The following is an 18,307-nucleotide window of genomic DNA, read 5'->3' on the forward strand; positions in this document are numbered from 1 at the left end:
ATCGTTTTATACAATAAAATTATAATCATGAAAAGGTTTTACCCTCTGATCATTTGTATCAAATATTTCTGAAAAAGTACCCACACGTTCAAACTTTCCATCCAGTAACATGGCCACACGATCGCCTACCATTTTAGCACAGGCTAAATCGTGCGTAATAATTATGGAGGAAGTTTTATAACGTTCCTGCACCTCATTAATTAAAGAGTTAATGTCTAAACAGGTAATCGGGTCCAGTCCTGCTGTAGGTTCATCATACATCATGATATCAGGACGTAGAATCAATGTCCTGGCAATACCAATCCGTTTTCTTTGACCTCCTGATAATTCTGAGGGCATTTGATTAATCGTTTGTATTAAGCCTACCCCGTCCAAGACATCTTCCACCTCCTTGTTAATTTCTGCTCTGGTTAAATTGCGTTTATTGCGAACCAGCGGAAACTCTAGATTCTCGCGAACAGTCATACTATCATATAATGCACTATTCTGAAAAGAAAATCCAATTCTCAAACGTAAATCTCTGAGTTGCTTATCGTTTATTAAATTAACCGTTTCACCCAAGACATGAATATCTCCAGAATCTGGTTTCAATAATCCAGAAATCAATTTGATAAGCACAGATTTACCAGTTCCTGAACGTCCTAAAACGACTAGGTTTTCTCCATTATAGAGTTTGAGGTCTACGTTTTGCAAAACATGCAAATCGCCAAACGATTTACTCACATTCTCAACGTGGATAATCACATCCTGGAAATCTATATTTACTTGTTTTTTTTCTTCCATTTTCTTTACCCCACTAATGCTAAAACCTGAACAATTAGAAGCTCTTCAATGAAAACAATAAACATGGAAGCAACAACAGCGCTATTCGCGGCTTTTCCAACTCCCTCTGTTCCTTTTGAAGAATAGTAACCCACATAGGTACTCACAAATCCAATAGTAAATCCAAACACCAATGACCTGAAAACCATCGCAAAAATATCCTTGGGAGCAATGGCTTCAAAGACCTGGGTAATGTAACTTAAAATACTCAACTGGTCCTTTGAAATAATACTCAAATACCCACCCGCCAGACCAACACCAGCGACGTAGAAACACAGTATAGGAATCATTAAGGTTGTTGCGATAATGCGGCTAACAATTAGAAACTTAAAGGGGTTTGTTCCTGAAACTTCCATAGCATCAATCTGTTCGGTGACATTCATTGATGATAATTCAGCGCCAATTTGTGAGCCGACTTTTCCAGAGGCAATTAAAGCGGTTACCAAGGGCGCTAATGCCCGAACTATGGCAATAGAAATCAAAGCCGGAAGCCATGAACTGGCTCCAAATTCTTCCAAGGAAGGCCTCGACTGTTTGGTAAACACAAAACCCACAATAAAACCAGTTAAACTGATTAATGGAAAAGACTTCCATCCTACTTCATAACACTGTCTAATAATCTCTTTTATTTCGTACGGTGGGCTAAAAACTTCACGTAAAAAACGCATCAAAAATCGATGCAGATTTGCGAATTCTAGAAGTAAGGCCTCAAATTTCCTTGTCATTAAATATATATTAAGCTGTATTCACCATTTACCGCTGGTTTAATTACCAAGCAAATGTACAAACTTTTATTTTATCTCAATCTTAGGATGACGCAATAATATCCAAACAATAAATCCGGTAATAAAGTTTGACATTTAGATTATCGAATTAAACCTTTACATAAACTCCATGGTCATACCTACAAAATAAAGCGTAAACTTTTAAATAGTTCACAGATGAAAACTTTAAAAAGATCAACGATATTAGCAGCATTCTCATTTATGATGATCGGTCTATTCTCAATAACGAATACTCAAGCACAAGATTATGACGATGTAGATTTTGATGTATTTTATGATGAATTAGATCCTTATGGAGATTGGGATGATGACCCCGAATACGGAAACGTATGGTATCCAGATGCAGGTTCAGATTTTCGTCCCTATGGTTCAGATGGTTATTGGGCGATGACTGAATATGGCAATACATGGGTTTCTAATTATGAATGGGGCTGGGGTCCGTTTCATTATGGAAGATGGGTTCATAGATCTCACAGAGGATGGGCTTGGATTCCAGGCTACGAATGGGGACCGGCTTGGGTTGATTGGAGAACCGGAGGAGGTTACTATGGCTGGGCGCCAATGTCTCCTGGGGTGAACATCCACGTAAATGTGGGAATTCCTTTAGATTTTTGGATTTTTCTTCCAAGCAATCGTATTTATGAAAGATACCTACCGAGATACTGGTCGCATGGCCATAGAAATGTCTATAACAGAACAACGATCATTAACAACACTTATATTGTGGACAATCGTCGCTATTATGGCGGACCTGCAAGAAGAGATATTGAAAGACATTTAGGTAGACAGGTAGATGTCAGAAATGTAAGATTTGCAAGTAACCGAAGCAAAAGCCGAGTAGACCGCAGTTCGGTATCTATTTACCGTCCAGATCGCAATTCTTCGAGAAGTGCTCGGATAAATCGCGGATCTAATGATAACAGAGTCACCTCAGCTGTAAATGATAGAAATCGCAATACGAGCTCCCGATCTGGGCGTGATAACAAAATCACCACCAATCGGAATGGACAACGCGAGATGCATATTGGCAGATCAAATAGCAGAACAGAACGTGCAACGCCAAGTACTGGAAAGACAACAAGAGACAATCGTACGCAATCGCGTGGTTCAAATTCGGATCGTGGAAGTAATGTTCGTAGCTCAGAGGTATCTAGGAGAATGGATCAAAGAAACTCTTCTAGACGGGAAACACCAAATAGGAACGAGACTAAATCTCGTGTAAAATCTAGAGAGTCTAGACCAAGTGTACAACAATCTAGAACACAATCTAGAGAGTCTGCACCTAGGCAACGCCAACAGTCTAGACCAAGCGTACAACAATCCAGAACACAATCTAGAGAGTCCGCACCTAGGCAACGCCAACAGTCTAGACCAAGTGTACAACAATCCAGAACACAATCTAGAGAGTCCGCACCTAGACAACGTCAACAGTCTAGACCAAGTGTACAACAATCCAGAACACAATCTAGAGAGTCTGCACCTAGACAACGTCAACAGTCTAGACCTAGTGTACAACAATCTAGACCACAGACTAGAGTTCAACACACGAGCAATAGACAAGAAAGACCAAAAGCACAATCTTCCCAAAGGGATCAAAGAGGTTCCTCAAGGGGAAACAGAGGATAATACACTTGTTAATTGAAATAAATTTGTTAGAAGGGTTGATTTATCAATCCTTCTTTTTTTGCTTATTTTCCAAATCTGCTATTGCTGATCCAACAAGGCTAATGATTCTCCCTATCTTTCAATTATTTACAAACAAGTTTGTTACTATTTTACAGGCCATGATCGCGATGAAAACATGAAGTGGAACAGAACTAAGACAAGAGAATTCATTCCTCATTTTAGTTTTTAAATTCATCAAACAATGACCAAATAGCAATACAAGAAGAGCAGTATAGATTATTAAAAGGAAAAACCATAAATTAGCAAAAATGAAATTCATTCAAAATTTTGGATAGAAAAAAATAGAAAATAGCGAAGAATCTAGATAGAGTTCTTATAAAATATTCTATTGTGAAAAGCACTACAGATTACTAAATGGCACAACTTACATCCATCCTAGATAATGATTTCTATAAGTTTACAATGCAATATGCTGTTGTTAAACTTTTTCCGAAATCAAAAGCACGCTATCAATTCATCAATCGAGGAGAACATAAATTCCCAGAAGGATTTGCAGAACGTCTAGTGCAGAGCGTTCAGAAAATGGCTGATCTGAAATTAAGCCAGGCCGAAAAGGAATTTTTCTCTCAGACCTGTCCATATATTGACCCGACTTATTTCGATTTTTTACAAGGATATCGATACAATCCGCAGGAAGTCACGATTTCTCAAAACCGGGATGAACTAAGTGTAACGATTGAAGGCTACTGGTATCGAACGATCCTATGGGAGGTTCCTTTAATGGCCTTAATCTGTGAACTTTTTTATGAGATGGCTGATCAAAAACGAGTTGATGATAGCCAAGTTATGGAAATTGTGCATAACAAAATGCACAAATATGACAAGCTTAATATCACCATCGCAGACTTTGGCACAAGACGTAGGCACTCTCATGTTGTTCATGATTTAGTTATTCAAGCCTTAAAAGAACATCCCTCGACTACCTTCATTGGTAGCAGTAATGTTTATTTTGCAATGAAGTACAGAACAAAACCGATCGGCACACATGCACATGAATGGTTTATGTTTCATGCTGCAAAATATGGCTACAAAATGGCAAACCTTTTAGGTTTAGAAAATTGGTCAGAAGTCTTTCGGGGAGATTTAGGGATTGCTCTTTCTGACACCTATACCACTGAAGTGTTCTTTAAGCAGTTCGACAAAAAATTAAGTAAATTGTTTGATGGGGTAAGGCATGACAGTGGAGACCCTTTAGAATTTACGCAAAAAACCATAGATCACTATCTAAGCAAAGGCATAGATCCATTGAATAAGACCATCATATTCTCTGATGGGCTAGATTATGATAAAGTAGAAAAAATTGTGAAATTTTCGCAAAATAAAATTGGACATTCCTTTGGTATAGGAACAGATTTCACAAACGATGTAGGTTTAAAACGGATGAACATTGTACTAAAAATGACCGAAGCTCTCCCAAATGAAGGTGCATGGACACCGGTAATCAAACTTTCAGATGAACCCAACAAACACACGGGTGATCTACAGGAAATAAATGTGGCTAAGCGATTTCTAAATATTCCAAATCATGAGTAAGGATGTATATGGAGAAGCCTTGTTTAACTACTTTCAAAAAAAGGAATTAAATGAACCTTTATTATTGCATACAGGTTACGGTGATATTGAGGAAATGCCAATTGAAGTCTTTTTTCGTGAACCAGATGATATACCCGAACTGGAATTCATTGCCCTCTCCCTTTGTGATGGTAATGTACTTGACATAGGGGCTGGTACAGGAGTACATGCTCTTTACTTACAAGACAAAGGATTCCAGGTAGATGCAATAGAAATCTCGCAAATCGCCTGTAAGATTATGAAGGAACGAGGCGTTCAGCATGTCATCCATGGGAATTTTTTTCAACCTATTGAAAAAAAATACGACACGCTGCTTTTTTTAATGAATGGAATCGGTTTAGTGGAAACTTTGGACGGTTTTAGAAATTTACTGAGGCATGCTAAATCAATGCTGACCAATACGGGGCAATTGTTGTTTGACACTTCGGACATTTCTTATTTATACGAAGAATATACTATTCCCCTACCCGAACATTATTTTGGGGAAATAAATTTCCAATACGAATACAAAAATCAAAAAGGAGACCCCTTTAGATGGCTGTATATTGATCAGCAGACTTTAATACACATTGCTAAGGAAGAGGGATGGGTAGTACAAATTTTATTTGAGGATGAAAATGATCAATATCTGGTTCGAATGGAAACCAGAAAATAAATCAGATTAATCCGTTTAAAACATAAAAACCTCCAAATTCGAGGTTTTTATGTTTTAAACTAGATATCCATTAATCAATATATTCAAAACCAACATAAGGAATCAATATCGCAGGTATTTTAATCCCCTGATCGGTTTGATTGTTTTCCAAAAGTGTCGCAACGATTCTAGGCAGTGCCAATGCAGAACCATTTAAAGTGTGAGCAAGTTGCGTTTTACCTTCCTCGTTTTTAAATCGGACTTTAATACGATTAGATTGATAAGTCTCGAAATTGGAAACAGAAGACACCTCTAACCAACGTCCTTGGGCGGCGCTGTAGGTTTCCATATCGTATGTCATTGCAGATGTGAAACTCATATCACCTCCACATAAGCGCAATACGCGGTAGGGAAGTTGCAATTTTTGCAATAAAGACTGCACATACCCACTCATTTTTTCTAAGGTATCGTATGATTCCTCAGGATGTACAATCTGCACCAACTCTACCTTATCAAACTGATGTAAACGATTTAAACCTCGAACGTGTGCACCATATGAACCAGCCTCGCGTCGAAAACAAGGGGTATAGCTGCAATGTTGAATCGGAAAATCTTCAGCCTTAACAATGGTATCCCGATAGATATTTGTAATCGGAACCTCGGCCGTAGGAATCAAATATAAATCATCATTAGTTACGTGATACATTTGGCCTTCTTTATCTGGTAATTGGCCAGTCCCATAAGCCGAATCTTGATTTACAAGGATTGGCACCTGTACCTCCTGATAGCCAGCGGAAGCTGCCTGATCAAGAAAAAAATTGATTAGTCCTCTTTGTAGTCGTGCTCCCTTTCCTTTATAGACTGGAAAACCAGCTCCCGTAATCTTAGTTCCTAATTCAAAATCTATAATATCATATTTAGCGGCTAACTCCCAGTGAGCAAGCGCCTGTTCACCTAGCTTTGGTATCTCCCCATGTTCCAATACCACCTCATTATCCTCTGGAGTCAATCCTTTAGGGACTAAAGATGAGGGAAGGTTAGGAAGTTGCAATAGTTTATTATGTAATTCGAGTTCAACTTGAGCTAACAAATCTGTAAGTTCTTTGACTTGATCTTTATATGGAGCAGATTTTACTTTGATTGCCTCAGCTTCTTCTATTTTGCCATGACGCATAAAATCGCCTATTTGTTTTGCCGAGGATTTGGCTTCAGCTGCGATGGAGTCAGACTCGTTCTGTACTTTGCGACGTTGAACGTCCAAAGCAATAATCTGATCTACCAATTCGACATTGTTAAAGTTCTTGATTGCAAGTCTTTCAACAACCTGATCCCTATTTTCTCGGATATAATTTAATTGCAACATATAATGTATGTTTTTTGAAATGTAAGCAAAGATAACAAGACCTATGCAATTAATAAACTCTAATTTGAACCTTTGTCTTTTTTAGAATGCACTCTATTTTGTATCATTGCATCATGAAAAACAGGTATACAAGCTGGTTCATTTTTTCTTTGATGTTATTCATGTCCTTATCCACATGGGCTCAAAACAAAAATATCCAAGATTTCACAGTCAAGGAAAACCTATCTCAAAACGGAAAATTGGCTATAATTGCCATTGATTCACTTGAAAAAACCAATAATCAAGTCAACGGAAATTACAATTTCTCAATTAACGGTTTTCTTCAAGACCTAGATTTCGAGGATGGAGTGGCTGTTACAAATCATCCTATTGAGTCTTCCACCTTTGTTTTCTTCAAACATAAATCCTCAGAAAAAGAAATTGGAAAACTATTTTTCCTTCGCGTGAGCGAAAAAGAAATTACGGCCTACAAAATCAACGGATTTCTCTTGATTCTTATCCCATTGCTTGTGTTGTATATTGCCTATAAATTCAAGCGTTTTATTATTACTCTAATCATATTGGCCGCGCTCTATTTTTACCTAAATCAAAGCAAAGGATTAGACATTCAAGGAATGATTCAAGATACTATTTTAAAAATAAAAGATCTGATTTAAAAGGGCATCCCAACCCCAAAATTATATTGAATAAAATTGTATCGATCAGGTTTATGGGTATTATAATAGCTGCTTTTGAAATCCGTGGAATTGAAAAAATGCTTAATTACCCATTGATCGGAACCATTAAACTGTGGATCCTTTAGTTTCAGCCCGGCATCCAATCGAATAATAAAATAATCCATATCCACTCGCAGACCAAAACCCGTACCTAGGGCAATCTGAGAAAGAAATTTTTGTCCATTAAATTCTCCATTGGGATTCAGGTTATCTTTTCGAAGTCGCCAAACATTCCCCGCATCCAAGAAGGTAGCACCATTTAATTTAGCCCCAAAAAAATCATTCAGTAAGCGGAACCTGAATTCAGCATTTGTTTCTAATTTGAGTTCACCTAGCTGATCCAGATTACGAAGATTTAAACGGACAGCTTCGTCTGTATTTTCCCTGTTATAGGCTCCCGGACCTAAGGTCCTAGCTTGCCATGCACGAATGCCATTCATCCCACCTGCAAAAAAGCTTTTTTCAAAGATTAACAAAGATGAATTATTACCATAAGGCACAGCCATTCCCGTATTTAGCCGAAAAACAAATTGTTTATTTCCTCCCAAGTGTTTATACCACCGGTAATCCAATTCTCCTTTGATATACTGAAGATAGGGTACACCAAAAATCAATTTACTCCCTTGTTCATCTTCTTCAAAATTCATCATGTTTCCAATCAGACTTAACAAATTCCCACTCAAGTCGAGTGTCCCTCGGAAATAATTAAAATTCCCGATAGTGGTTAATTTGGGTGCGTTATAGGTAAAGGCATATTGAGATCCCAACCCAAAATATCGTCTATCATTACTTCGAACATACAGTTCATAGCCTTTCTCAATAAGGTTTTGCCTAAATTCTTCATTTAATTGACCATCCCTATATTCTATTACTATTGGAGTGAAGCTATGCATTTTATTAGTCGCTTGAAACCATAAATAATTTAGACTATTAATAAAATAGCGATTCGCGTAAGTTTGGTCTTGAAAAAACAACTGCAAACTAGAAGAAAAGGTAGTTCTGGGTAAACCGTATCGTCCAAGACTTTTGACCCGAAACGGTGTTAACAATCTCGGAAAAGAAAGGTTGACTCCAATTTGAAAATCATTATTGAATATTTTGTCTGTCAAATTCCCAGGAAGTCTTGAATCAAAAAGAACTCCATAACGCATTTTTACTTCAATGGTTTCAGAGCCACCAAATACATTTCGATGGGAGAATGTGTTTCCAACATTAAAACCACTCATCCCAGAACTAAAAGTAAACTCTCCCTCAATCTGATTGCTCATGGTTGGTCTTGGAACTAAAGTGTAATAGACATCTAGTTTTGAAGAATCTTTTTTCTCATAATTTATCTTCACCGAGCGAAAACCATTCATTTCATATAAGCGATCATAGGAAAGCTCCTCATTGTGGAAATTGTATTTTTGGCCAGATCTCAGGAATGCATATCGAGCCAATGGGCGCAGTCGGAACTGACCAGTTTGATCTGTATAAGTTATCTTAAGGGTGGAGTCACGATAACTTGTAGTTGCTTTTGACACTGCAGCTTGGGTAGATTCTACCTTAAGGTAAACCTGATTTATATAGTATAATTGATGTGCTTTGGTGGAATCAGGATTGGTCACCTGAATATCTAAATTCGTTTTAAAGCCTAGACCTATGGTATCTAAACCTACCCGCATATATTGACGCAAGTAATCGTAATAGCCCGCTTCTCTCATTTTGACATACAAGGCTTCCCTTTCAGCAAATAAATCTGCAGAATTATACCTATTTCCCTTTTTTATAAGGCTGGACGGAATAACCAAATTTTGATAGATCGAATCTACCTTAGGATCTTCAACATGCCTAATCACTTCATTTAGGAAATAAGGCTTTCCGCTATTTGCATTGAAATTGATCTTCGCTTTTTTCTTATTAAATTCAATTAACGTATTAACCTTTGCATTAAAATACCCTTTTGTTTGTAGAAAACGCTCAATTTGATTTGCTGATAATTCCACAATTGCGGAGTCCAAAATCCGGGGTGCTTCACCAACGTTTTTTAATTTACTGGTTTTGTATTGTCCATCTTTGGTATTGAAGATGTTATAGAAGGTTAAATATAAAGGTGAATTAGGCCTAATTTCATTAGCAATATACATTTGGGCAGTTTCCTTTAATTCCGGGCTGATCCCATTAATATCCACTTTAGTTACTAAGAATTGATCTTCTTGAAGGTATTTTGCCGAGCGACAAGAAGCAAAAGTTAGCAACAAAAATAGTATACTTGCAAAAATAAAATAACTTCTTTTTTTTACTTTCATTCTATGTTGTCAAAAGCTCAAATCAGTCACATAACTTCATTGCAGCATAAAAAATTCCGCATTCAACATAATGTATTTATTGTCGAGGGTGTAAAATCCGTGCGTGAATTTATCAACTCCACTTATACGATACAAAAAATATATGCCTGGGCGGAAACAGTTGCAAAATTGGGTAAAATACCGCAGAATATAAAACTTGAAGTGTTAACAGTTCAAGACTTTGCAAAAATAAGTAGTCTAAAAAATCCGCAAGGTGCATTGGCCTTAGTAGAAATTCCTGAAAAGATTTTTTTAGAGCACGCCAAACTAAAAGGAAAACACAGCTTAATTTTGGACGATGTCCAAGACCCAGGCAATCTAGGCACAATTATACGAACGGCAGAATGGTTTGGTATTGAAAACATCATATGTTCTGTGGGTACAGTGGATGCCTATAATCCAAAAGTTGTACAAGCGACAATGGGATCCTTATCCAGAATAAAGTTATACTATTTAGATATTGTGGAATTCGTGGCCAACAAAAACATCCCCTTATTCGGCGCCTTGTTAAATGGGGAGTCAATCTATAAAACCAATTTTGGTAAAGAGGGATTTATACTAATGGGAAATGAAGGCAATGGAATTCGTCCGGAATTATTGAATCAGATTGATCAAGCTGTTACAATTCCAAAAGTTGGTCAAGCTGAATCATTAAATGTCGCGGTTGCTACCACCTTATTTTGTTCCGAGCTTTGTAGACAAAAACTATCAAGATAATAATGAATAACACAGAAACGCTAGATCAGAGACCTTTATATACCATCCAGTTTGGCTTGTTGTGTTTGAGCTCTTTGTTATTCTCCTCAAGTTTCAACATGATTATTCCGGAACTACCCAATTTTTTATCTTCTTTGGGCGGAGCTGAACATAAAGGATTAATTATTGCGCTATTCACCTTAACTGCCGGAATTTCTCGACCATTCAGTGGTCGCTTAACGGACAAATGGGGAAGAGTGCCTGTAATGGCCATTGGATCCATTGTTTGCGTGATGTGTGGTTTTTTATATCCGATACTCAGTTCTGTTTCAGGATTTTTCCTACTGCGTCTTGTTCATGGATTCTCAACTGGTTTTAAACCCACCGCTACCTCCGCCTATGTTGCAGACATCATCCCTTCAAGCCGATGGGGAGAAGCCCTGGGCATGCATGGCTTATGTTTTAGTATCGGAGGAGCAATTGGACCGGCCATAGGGAGCCATATAGCCCAAGCCTACAGCTTAAACGCCATGTTTTACAGCTCTTCCATTTTTGCTTTTATATCCATTATCATTGTAATGAACATGAAAGAAACATTGACCAAAAAACAACCATTTTCATTCAATATGCTAAAGATATCCCGTCGAGATGTTATTGAGTGGCGCGTGATTCCGGCAGCTGTTGTCACCCTACTTTCTTACACGGCCTATGGGGTTATATTGACGCTAATTCCTGATTGGAGCGAACACCTGGGGATTTCCAATAAAGGTTTGTTTTTCACAGCTTATACGGTAGCATCAATAGGTATACGGTTTATTTCAGGAAAATTTTCGGATCGCTACGGCAGAATAAGTGTCATGAAGATTGGAATTTTGATTATCTCAATTTCCATTGTTTACTTAGGATTTGGGGATAGTGTTACCCAGCTGGTCATTGGTGCCTGTTTGTATGGGATTGGTACGGGCATATTTTCTCCGGCAGTAAATGCATGGACAATTGATCTATCGTTACCTCAATACCGAGGAAAAGCAATGGCCACGATGTATATCGCTTTGGAGGCTGGTATCGGAGGAGGAGCATTATTTGCAGGCTATATCTATAGCGATCAGATCCAAAGAATTCCCAATATCATGTATGGTAATGCGATTGTTATATTTTTTGCATTTTTATATGTAATTTACTGGAGTAAGTACAAGAAAAGAAAAAACCTTTACACAAAGCACGATGGATAAAAATCAGCCTAATAAAAACATAGCATTGCCCTACTCAGTCGAGTTGGCCTCCAGCTTATTTGCACTGGTTATCATTTTAGCCTTAATGTATGCTACACAAAGCGTGTTGTTGCCGCTATTGTTCTCCATCCTAATTTCTATCTCGTTATTCCCTTTAGCTAAATTCTTTGAACGATTAAGACTGGGTAAAGCTTTCTCTGCTATACTAGCCGTTCTACTGGCAATCTCATTAATTTCGGGACTGTCTTGGTTTATTGTATACGAAAGTATTATTATTGGTAAAAATGCCTCTTCCATTACAGACAAAGTGCTTTCTGTATTAGAAAATGGACAAACTTGGCTAGAATCCCAATTTGGCATCGAACGAACAGAGGTGATGGAGAAACTCCGAGAACAAGGAGAGAAGTCGATGCAGAATATAGGTGGCATGTTGGGGACCACCTTTGGCTCAATTGGTAACATATTGACAAGTGCCATTCTGGTTCCTTTGTTCAGTTTCTTCCTATTGTATTACCGTGTATTTTTTCGTGAGTTCTTCTTCAAGGCCTTCAAATCTTCCTCTCAGAGAAAAGTAAATGAGGTTTTAAATAAAATTTACAGTGTGGTTCAAAGCTATCTAATTGGTCTGATTACCGTAATGGGGATTGTGGCGATTTTAAATACAGTTGGTCTGATGCTTTTAGGAATAGAATATGCTTGGTTCTTTGGTTCTCTAGCGTCCTTATTGATGCTCTTGCCTTATATTGGTATAGCAATTGGGTCAATTCTTCCCGCTTTATTTGCCTTAGCGGTAAAAGATAACGCCTGGTATGCGGTTGGCGTGGTTGTCTGGTTCCAAATAGTCCAATTTCTTGAAGGAAATATTATCACGCCAAACATCGTTGGCAGTAAAGTCAGTATTAATCCACTGATGGCTATTATCGGAATTTTATTAGGCGGAATGTTATTTGGATTGGCTGGTTTAATTTTAGCCCTTCCATTCATTGCTACTTTAAAAGTGATCTTTGACTCCATTCCAGGGATGCAGGCCATTGGTTTTCTAATAGGTGAACCTGAAAAAGAACATTTAAAACGAAATTCAACTCAATATCTGTTGATGAAATGGGGAATCGTTCGAACACCGAAAAAAATCAAAGAAGTTGTTGAAATTTACCCTAATATCACTCAAGAAGATCTGGATATGGAACCTACGATATCAGAAATTAATCTAGCGACTCAAACAGACGAACAATCTTCTGGACTACAAGACAATCCAGACTCCGGGGTTCCCAAATCATAAAATTAATAATTATTAAAAGCTTCCAATCTCTGGGCTCATATTGGAAGCTTAGCTTTACGCCCGAAATTACATCTCTAACAATGTGTAACCCAATTTTCGCATACTAAAAACCTCAACAGTATACGCCCCAAATTCTTCCATTACTCGACCATGAAGCTCATAGAATCCGTCCCCTAAAAAGGGATACTGTTGAAGAACGTTAGGGAAATGCACTGTGTCCAGCCAATCTCCTTTTTCGTCCAAAAAAGTTCCAAAACACATTCGTTCTCTTTTCAGGGTCCGCGTTTCCTTTAAAGTAACCAACCGTCCTATGATCTTAATTTGCTTACCCAGATGTTCAGCCAACTGACTTGCCAAAATAGTACCCTGAAGGTATTTTGGGTTCAACAATTCAAAGAAGTCACCGACAAGGAAACCCAAAAGATCCAACTCATCTTTCAAATCCTCTAAACGATCTATTTCAAATCGTGGCAACTCGAATTGCACAGCTTGCGTCTCAAAAAGACTCCTCGAATTATCCCTCACGACACGCTTACTTTGAAAATTCGCCTCCCATAACAACGCTTTCTTATCTAAACCCGTAAAACGCAATGCACCAATACGTATTAACAAATTCAGTTGCTCAGCGCTAGGCTTTAATCGAAGGATAACATCGTTGAGGTCCTTATACAGCCCCCCTATCTTCCTTTGCTCTACAATTCGATCTCCCAGGTCTTGTTCGAGTCCTTGAAGATGAATAAAACCAACATACACCTTCTGTTGAAAAATATTGGTTAAATAATCACTGTGATTCAAACAGGGAAGTTCAATTACTCCACCATGACGACGCAATTCATGAAAATAAAATTCCGTACGATAAAACCCACCGAAATTATTGATAACCGCGAGGTAAAATTCACAAGGAAAATACGTTTTCAAATACAAACTTTGATAACTCTCGACGGCAAAAGAGGCCGAATGTCCCTTGGCAAAAGAATAACCACCAAAACTTTCCATCTGTCTCCAAATCTCAATGGTAACGTGCTGGGGATATCCAAACTTTTTGCAATTGCTGAAAAATTTTTCCCGCATCAACTCGAATTTATTTTCTGAGCGGTATTTCCCACTCATTGCACGTCGCAGGATATCAGCTTCTTCTAACGATATACCTCCAAAATGATGAGCCACTTTAATTACATCCTCCTGATACACCATTACACCAAAGGTTTCCTGCAATAATTCCTCCATCATGGGATGTAGATATTCGATCTTTTTAGGATCATGATATCGTTCAATATATTGTTTCATCATTCCAGACTGTGCAACTCCGGGGCGAATAATCGAACTCGCGGCAACCAAAGTAGTATAATCTGAGCAGTTCAATTTTCCCAACAACTGACGCATGGCGGGACTCTCAATATAAAAGCAGCCAATGGTATCAGCCTTTCGGATCCTATCCGCGAGTTTAGGATCTTCAATAAAGCGTTCAACTTGATGAATATCCACATTTACCCCTCTATTGCATTTGATCAGCTCTAAGGCATCCTTTATATGCCCTAAGCCTCGTTGGCTAAGAATATCGAATTTAAAAAGCCCTACCCGATCAGCTTCAAACATATCCATATGCAAGGTCAGAAAACCTTTCGGAGGCCGCTCAAGGACTCCATATTCATTCAAGGGCTTCTCGCTGATTAAGACCCCAGAAGCGTGAACACTGATGTTATTGGGGAAATCAACCAGCATCGCTCCATAGCGCTGTATCCATCGTTGAATTTTATCTTCTGCATTCCACTCTCTTTTATGTACCAACTCGTCAATTTCTTCTTTTGGTAAGCCAAAAACCTTTCCCAGTTCCCTAACGATGGCACGTCGTTGAAAAGTACTATACATGCCCAATAGAGATACATTTTGCGCACCATATCGACTAAACAAATACTCGAAAATAGCGTCTCGATCCCTCCAACTAAAGTCAATGTCGAAATCAGGGGGTGAGCTACGGTTGGGGTTTAAAAACCGTTCGAAATAAAGATTCAATTTAATTGGATCTACATCCGTTATCTGTAGACAATATGCAATAATCGAGTTCGCCCCACTTCCGCGGCCTACATGATAAAAGCCCTTCCTTTTGGCATGCTGAAGCATGTCCCATACGATCAGAAAATAAGCATTGAAATTTGATTTATTGATAATATTCAGCTCTTTGTGGACTCTTTCCAGTGCTGCGGTATTCTTTATGCCGTAGCGAGAGCGGCAACCCTGAACCGCAAGTTTTCGCAACAACTCCTGATCACCCTGAACAGAGTCGGTAAAAAACTTCTTATTTTTATCTACATGAAATTCCATTTCTATGGAACAACTCTCAATGACCTGACGCGTTTTTTGAATCACTGGTGCAAAATCAGCAAAAGCCTCCATTAATTTTTTCTCTTCCAGAAAAACCTCATGCGGACCAGCTATATCCTTCTTATCCAATTTCGAGAGCAATGTGTTTTTACCTATTGCCCTTAGGATTCTGTGCAAGTCATAATTGATTTTGTCTTGAAAGGTAACCGGATGCAACAATACCCAACAATTAGCATTTAATTGCTGCTGCCAGCCTAGCTTATTGAGGTCTTCCAAGCCTATTCCGATCAACTCCCACTCTTGCAACTCACTTATTGGGGGGTGACCATCGTATCGATAGATGGCCCAAACCTGTTTCAGAGAACGGGGAGCTCTTTTTGGAAAGGAAAGTTTACGTTGTTTATAAAACGAGAGAAAACGATGTATTGATTTCAGACCATTATTGTCTTTGGCTAAAAGAATATAGCAAAATTGTTCCTGATTTCGGACCTCAACCCCCACAATGGGCTTGATTTTAGCTTGCTGAGATTTCACTACAAAATCCCAGCAATCAGCAGTATTGTTTATATTGGTGAGTGCCATCGCGCTCACCCCAAACAAGGAGGCCTTCTCGATCAACTCTTTAGTCGGGTAGGTCCCATAATGAAAACTAAACCAGGTCTTGCAATTCAAAAACATATTGCAAGATTAGTTAATTTTAATTAAAAAATACTAAAAATATTAGCTTTTATTACCTGGAAAATCTATTGAATTTCCTTGGTCTTTCCATTTCCATTCCAATTCCATCGAAATTGCTAAGTGATCCGACAAAAACTCACCATGTGAATTTTTGAAACGTTCAATCTCAACTTGGTAATCCACAATCTTGAAATGAAGATTCACTGAATTTCGCAAGAATATCTTATCCAAACTTTCCGTATCATTGTTTAATTCCAGCATGTGCACAGGAACAAATTTTGTAATAGTTTCAGGGAAAATCCCCTCTCTAAGATAGTCGATCCAGCCGTCTCTTAGTCCGGTGGTCGACAAAAATTCAGGTAAATTATCCTTGGCATCCGTATAATGTGCATTAAAATCACCCATCACGATCAAAGGCCTGCCTGCCGAATGATCCTTAATATACCTACCCAATTGTCTCAAATTCTCGCGTCGCGCTTTTGCCGAACGCCCAGAATGTCCAGAATTTGCATGCACATTATAGACCTCCAGAATGGCTTTTTTGCCGAGCTGTATCTTTACAACGGTAAAACCCTTTAAGGTCCAACAATCTGACCCATTGCACTGCCTCCAAGGAATTCTATGGTATTCAAGAATAGGGTATTTTGAGAGAGAGTTTAATCCATCTCCGTACGGAATCTTTCCCTTGGTTTGCGTACGAAAAGGATGTTTGTTGTGTGAATAAAAAGAGAAATTATAATTAAAATCTTCCTGTACATTCACGATATCATATGGCTTAATTTTTTTTCCAATCTCAACCATACTACGCTTTCTGGGAGTGCTCGCTGAAGATATTCTTTCAGGTAAGCCAGCAATATTATAAGTTAAAACAGAAATTTTACCCTCTAGCTTATGCGTTAAAAATGGATTATCACCGGCTAAAATAACAGATGTTAATCTGCTTTTTAATTTTTTATAGACCAATAGGAATACTAAAATTAATCCTACCAAGACATACAGTACAATCATTAAGTATGGAAAAAATGAATATCAAAAGAAAAACTAAGTTAAATATACTTTAATAGTCCAAATATACCAGAGATTAACCCTATAATAAGCACATAAAGCGTTCATTTTTTTAGTTTGAATCCACCAGTGCCCAAGCCAAATTCAACGAAATGGCACAATGATCAGATAACGGCTCTCCAAGTTCATTCACAAAAAGATCCTTCTGTACGCGATACTCTAAAGGACGTAGCACGAGCTGGTCACTATTGCGGTAATAGATCTTATCTATACTTTCAGTCGCATCGGTTACCTTCAAAGCGTTCTTGGATCGAAAATTTTCCAAAGCCTCAGGAATAACCCCTTTGTTGCACAAAAGCACCCAACTATCCAGTAAAGCTGTCTGATGTTTAAAATCTCGAATATGATCTTGAGAAAACTCATAATGTGCATTAAAATCACCCATAATCAATAGTGCCTGACAAGCCGAGTGCTTATCTAAGAAATCAGCAAATTGCTCCAAATTTCTCTTTCTCATCAGGATAGCCCTCGGGTTATTTTGAGCCGTGGCATGAATATTATATACGTCTAAAAACACTTCCTTTGCCAATTGAATACGGGTATAACTAAATCCCTTTTGCGCAAAACAATCAGCCCCGCTGCAATCATTCCAAGCAACACGCTGTGTTTGAACGATCGGGAATTTGGAAAGGGTGTTCAGTCCATCACCAAAAGGAATCCCATCCATAGGTTTGGTTCGAAAGGAATGCGTATTTTTTTCGAATAATTCTGCGTTGTAATGAAAGTCTTCCTGAATATTCACAATATCAAATGCATTAATTCGATCTCCAATGGTTCGGATGCTGGAGGCCCTTGGACTCTTTGCACTCGAAATCAAATCGGGTAAACCGGCAATATTGTAAGTCAATACCGAAAACTCCCCCTCTTGTTGGTCAGGCAGTTCGGTATGCAGGATGGCAGATTCAACCATTGAACCACTCACTGGCTTAAAATTGAACATTAAACCAAAAAGAACAACGGAACACACAATGATCAATAGACGAAAATTCCAAGCTTTATTTATTCTGGGATAAGGCAGGTTGATTATCATAATATAGTATCCTCTAGTTTCTATACAAGAATACACATGTCATTTAACCTCATTTCTGTTTCTGGGTTAAATTTCAATTGATTCAAAATGTCGAAATCTT

General features: G+C 38.1%; 14 protein-coding genes. 7 read left to right on the forward strand and 7 right to left on the reverse strand.

Features of this window, described 5'->3' with window-relative positions; genetic code table 11:
* Positions 1-6: 6 nt before the first annotated feature.
* Positions 7-783 carry an ABC transporter ATP-binding protein gene (locus tag AC6CHH_RS07855; protein WP_498281531.1) on the reverse strand — a complete coding sequence of 259 codons (777 nt, stop codon included), beginning with the start codon at positions 781-783 and terminating at the stop codon, positions 7-9.
* A gap of 5 nt (positions 784-788) precedes the next feature.
* Entirely contained in the window at positions 789-1,547 is a 759-nt protein-coding gene (locus AC6CHH_RS07860) for an MlaE family ABC transporter permease (RefSeq protein WP_498281533.1), read from the reverse strand.
* Between the two features lie 216 nt (positions 1,548-1,763).
* On the opposite strand from AC6CHH_RS07860, the gene AC6CHH_RS07865 reads away from it, so the two are divergent.
* The 3 genes from AC6CHH_RS07865 (at position 1,764) to AC6CHH_RS07875 (ending at position 5,520) form a co-directional block, all read left to right on the forward strand.
* A complete protein-coding gene (locus tag AC6CHH_RS07865; RefSeq protein WP_498281535.1) occupies positions 1,764-3,233 on the forward strand; it encodes a DUF6600 domain-containing protein in 1,470 nt (489 codons plus the stop codon).
* Positions 3,234-3,647: 414 nt separating this feature from the next.
* Positions 3,648-4,826 (forward strand): nicotinate phosphoribosyltransferase, encoded by a 1,179-nt coding sequence (gene pncB, locus AC6CHH_RS07870; RefSeq protein WP_498281537.1) that lies wholly within the window; start codon positions 3,648-3,650, stop codon positions 4,824-4,826.
* On the forward strand, positions 4,819-5,520 hold the full coding sequence (locus AC6CHH_RS07875; RefSeq protein ID WP_498281539.1) for a class I SAM-dependent methyltransferase: 702 nt from the start codon (positions 4,819-4,821) through the stop codon (positions 5,518-5,520). Before pncB ends, AC6CHH_RS07875 begins: the two co-directional genes overlap by 8 nt.
* A gap of 70 nt (positions 5,521-5,590) precedes the next feature.
* Here the strand turns inward: AC6CHH_RS07875 and serS are convergent, their stop codons facing one another.
* Positions 5,591-6,862, reverse strand: coding sequence for a serine--tRNA ligase (gene serS, locus AC6CHH_RS07880; protein WP_498281541.1), 1,272 nt, complete (start codon positions 6,860-6,862; stop codon positions 5,591-5,593).
* A gap of 161 nt (positions 6,863-7,023) precedes the next feature.
* On the opposite strand from serS, the gene AC6CHH_RS07885 reads away from it, so the two are divergent.
* A complete protein-coding gene (locus AC6CHH_RS07885; RefSeq protein WP_498281543.1) occupies positions 7,024-7,518 on the forward strand; it encodes a hypothetical protein in 495 nt (164 codons plus the stop codon).
* On the opposite strand, the gene tamL is transcribed toward AC6CHH_RS07885, so the two are convergent.
* Positions 7,515-9,866, reverse strand: coding sequence for a translocation and assembly module lipoprotein TamL (gene tamL / locus AC6CHH_RS07890; protein WP_498281545.1), 2,352 nt, complete (start codon positions 9,864-9,866; stop codon positions 7,515-7,517). The genes AC6CHH_RS07885 and tamL overlap by 4 nt on opposite strands.
* Before the next feature lie 3 nt (positions 9,867-9,869).
* Between tamL and AC6CHH_RS07895 the strand changes: the two genes are divergently transcribed.
* From AC6CHH_RS07895 to AC6CHH_RS07905, 3 genes are read left to right on the forward strand one after another with little or no spacing between them, the layout of a single operon-like run.
* A complete protein-coding gene (locus AC6CHH_RS07895; RefSeq protein ID WP_498281547.1) occupies positions 9,870-10,622 on the forward strand; it encodes a TrmH family RNA methyltransferase in 753 nt (250 codons plus the stop codon).
* A gap of 2 nt (positions 10,623-10,624) precedes the next feature.
* A complete protein-coding gene (locus tag AC6CHH_RS07900; RefSeq protein WP_498281549.1) occupies positions 10,625-11,833 on the forward strand; it encodes an MFS transporter in 1,209 nt (402 codons plus the stop codon).
* The gene (locus tag AC6CHH_RS07905) at positions 11,826-13,112 is read left to right on the forward strand and encodes an AI-2E family transporter (RefSeq protein WP_498281551.1); all 1,287 of its coding nucleotides are present in this window, start codon (positions 11,826-11,828) and stop codon (positions 13,110-13,112) included. The genes AC6CHH_RS07900 and AC6CHH_RS07905 overlap by 8 nt, the downstream gene beginning before the upstream one ends.
* A 66-nt stretch (positions 13,113-13,178) precedes the next feature.
* Here AC6CHH_RS07905 and AC6CHH_RS07910 read toward each other — a convergent pair whose 3' ends face one another.
* The 3 genes from AC6CHH_RS07910 to AC6CHH_RS07920 form a co-directional block, all read right to left on the reverse strand.
* On the reverse strand, positions 13,179-16,112 hold the full coding sequence (locus tag AC6CHH_RS07910) for a DNA polymerase III subunit alpha (RefSeq protein ID WP_498281553.1): 2,934 nt from the start codon (positions 16,110-16,112) through the stop codon (positions 13,179-13,181).
* Between the two features lie 42 nt (positions 16,113-16,154).
* Complete coding sequence (locus AC6CHH_RS07915; protein ID WP_498281555.1) at positions 16,155-17,120, reverse strand: endonuclease/exonuclease/phosphatase family protein; 966 nt, start codon at positions 17,118-17,120, stop codon at positions 16,155-16,157.
* Positions 17,121-17,229: 109 nt separating this feature from the next.
* Positions 17,230-18,207, reverse strand: a complete 978-nt coding sequence (locus AC6CHH_RS07920; protein WP_498281557.1) for an endonuclease/exonuclease/phosphatase family protein — start codon at positions 18,205-18,207, stop codon at positions 17,230-17,232.
* Between the last annotated feature and the right edge of the window lie 100 nt (positions 18,208-18,307).

The organism is Sphingobacterium sp. GQ94, from assembly GCF_059758715.1.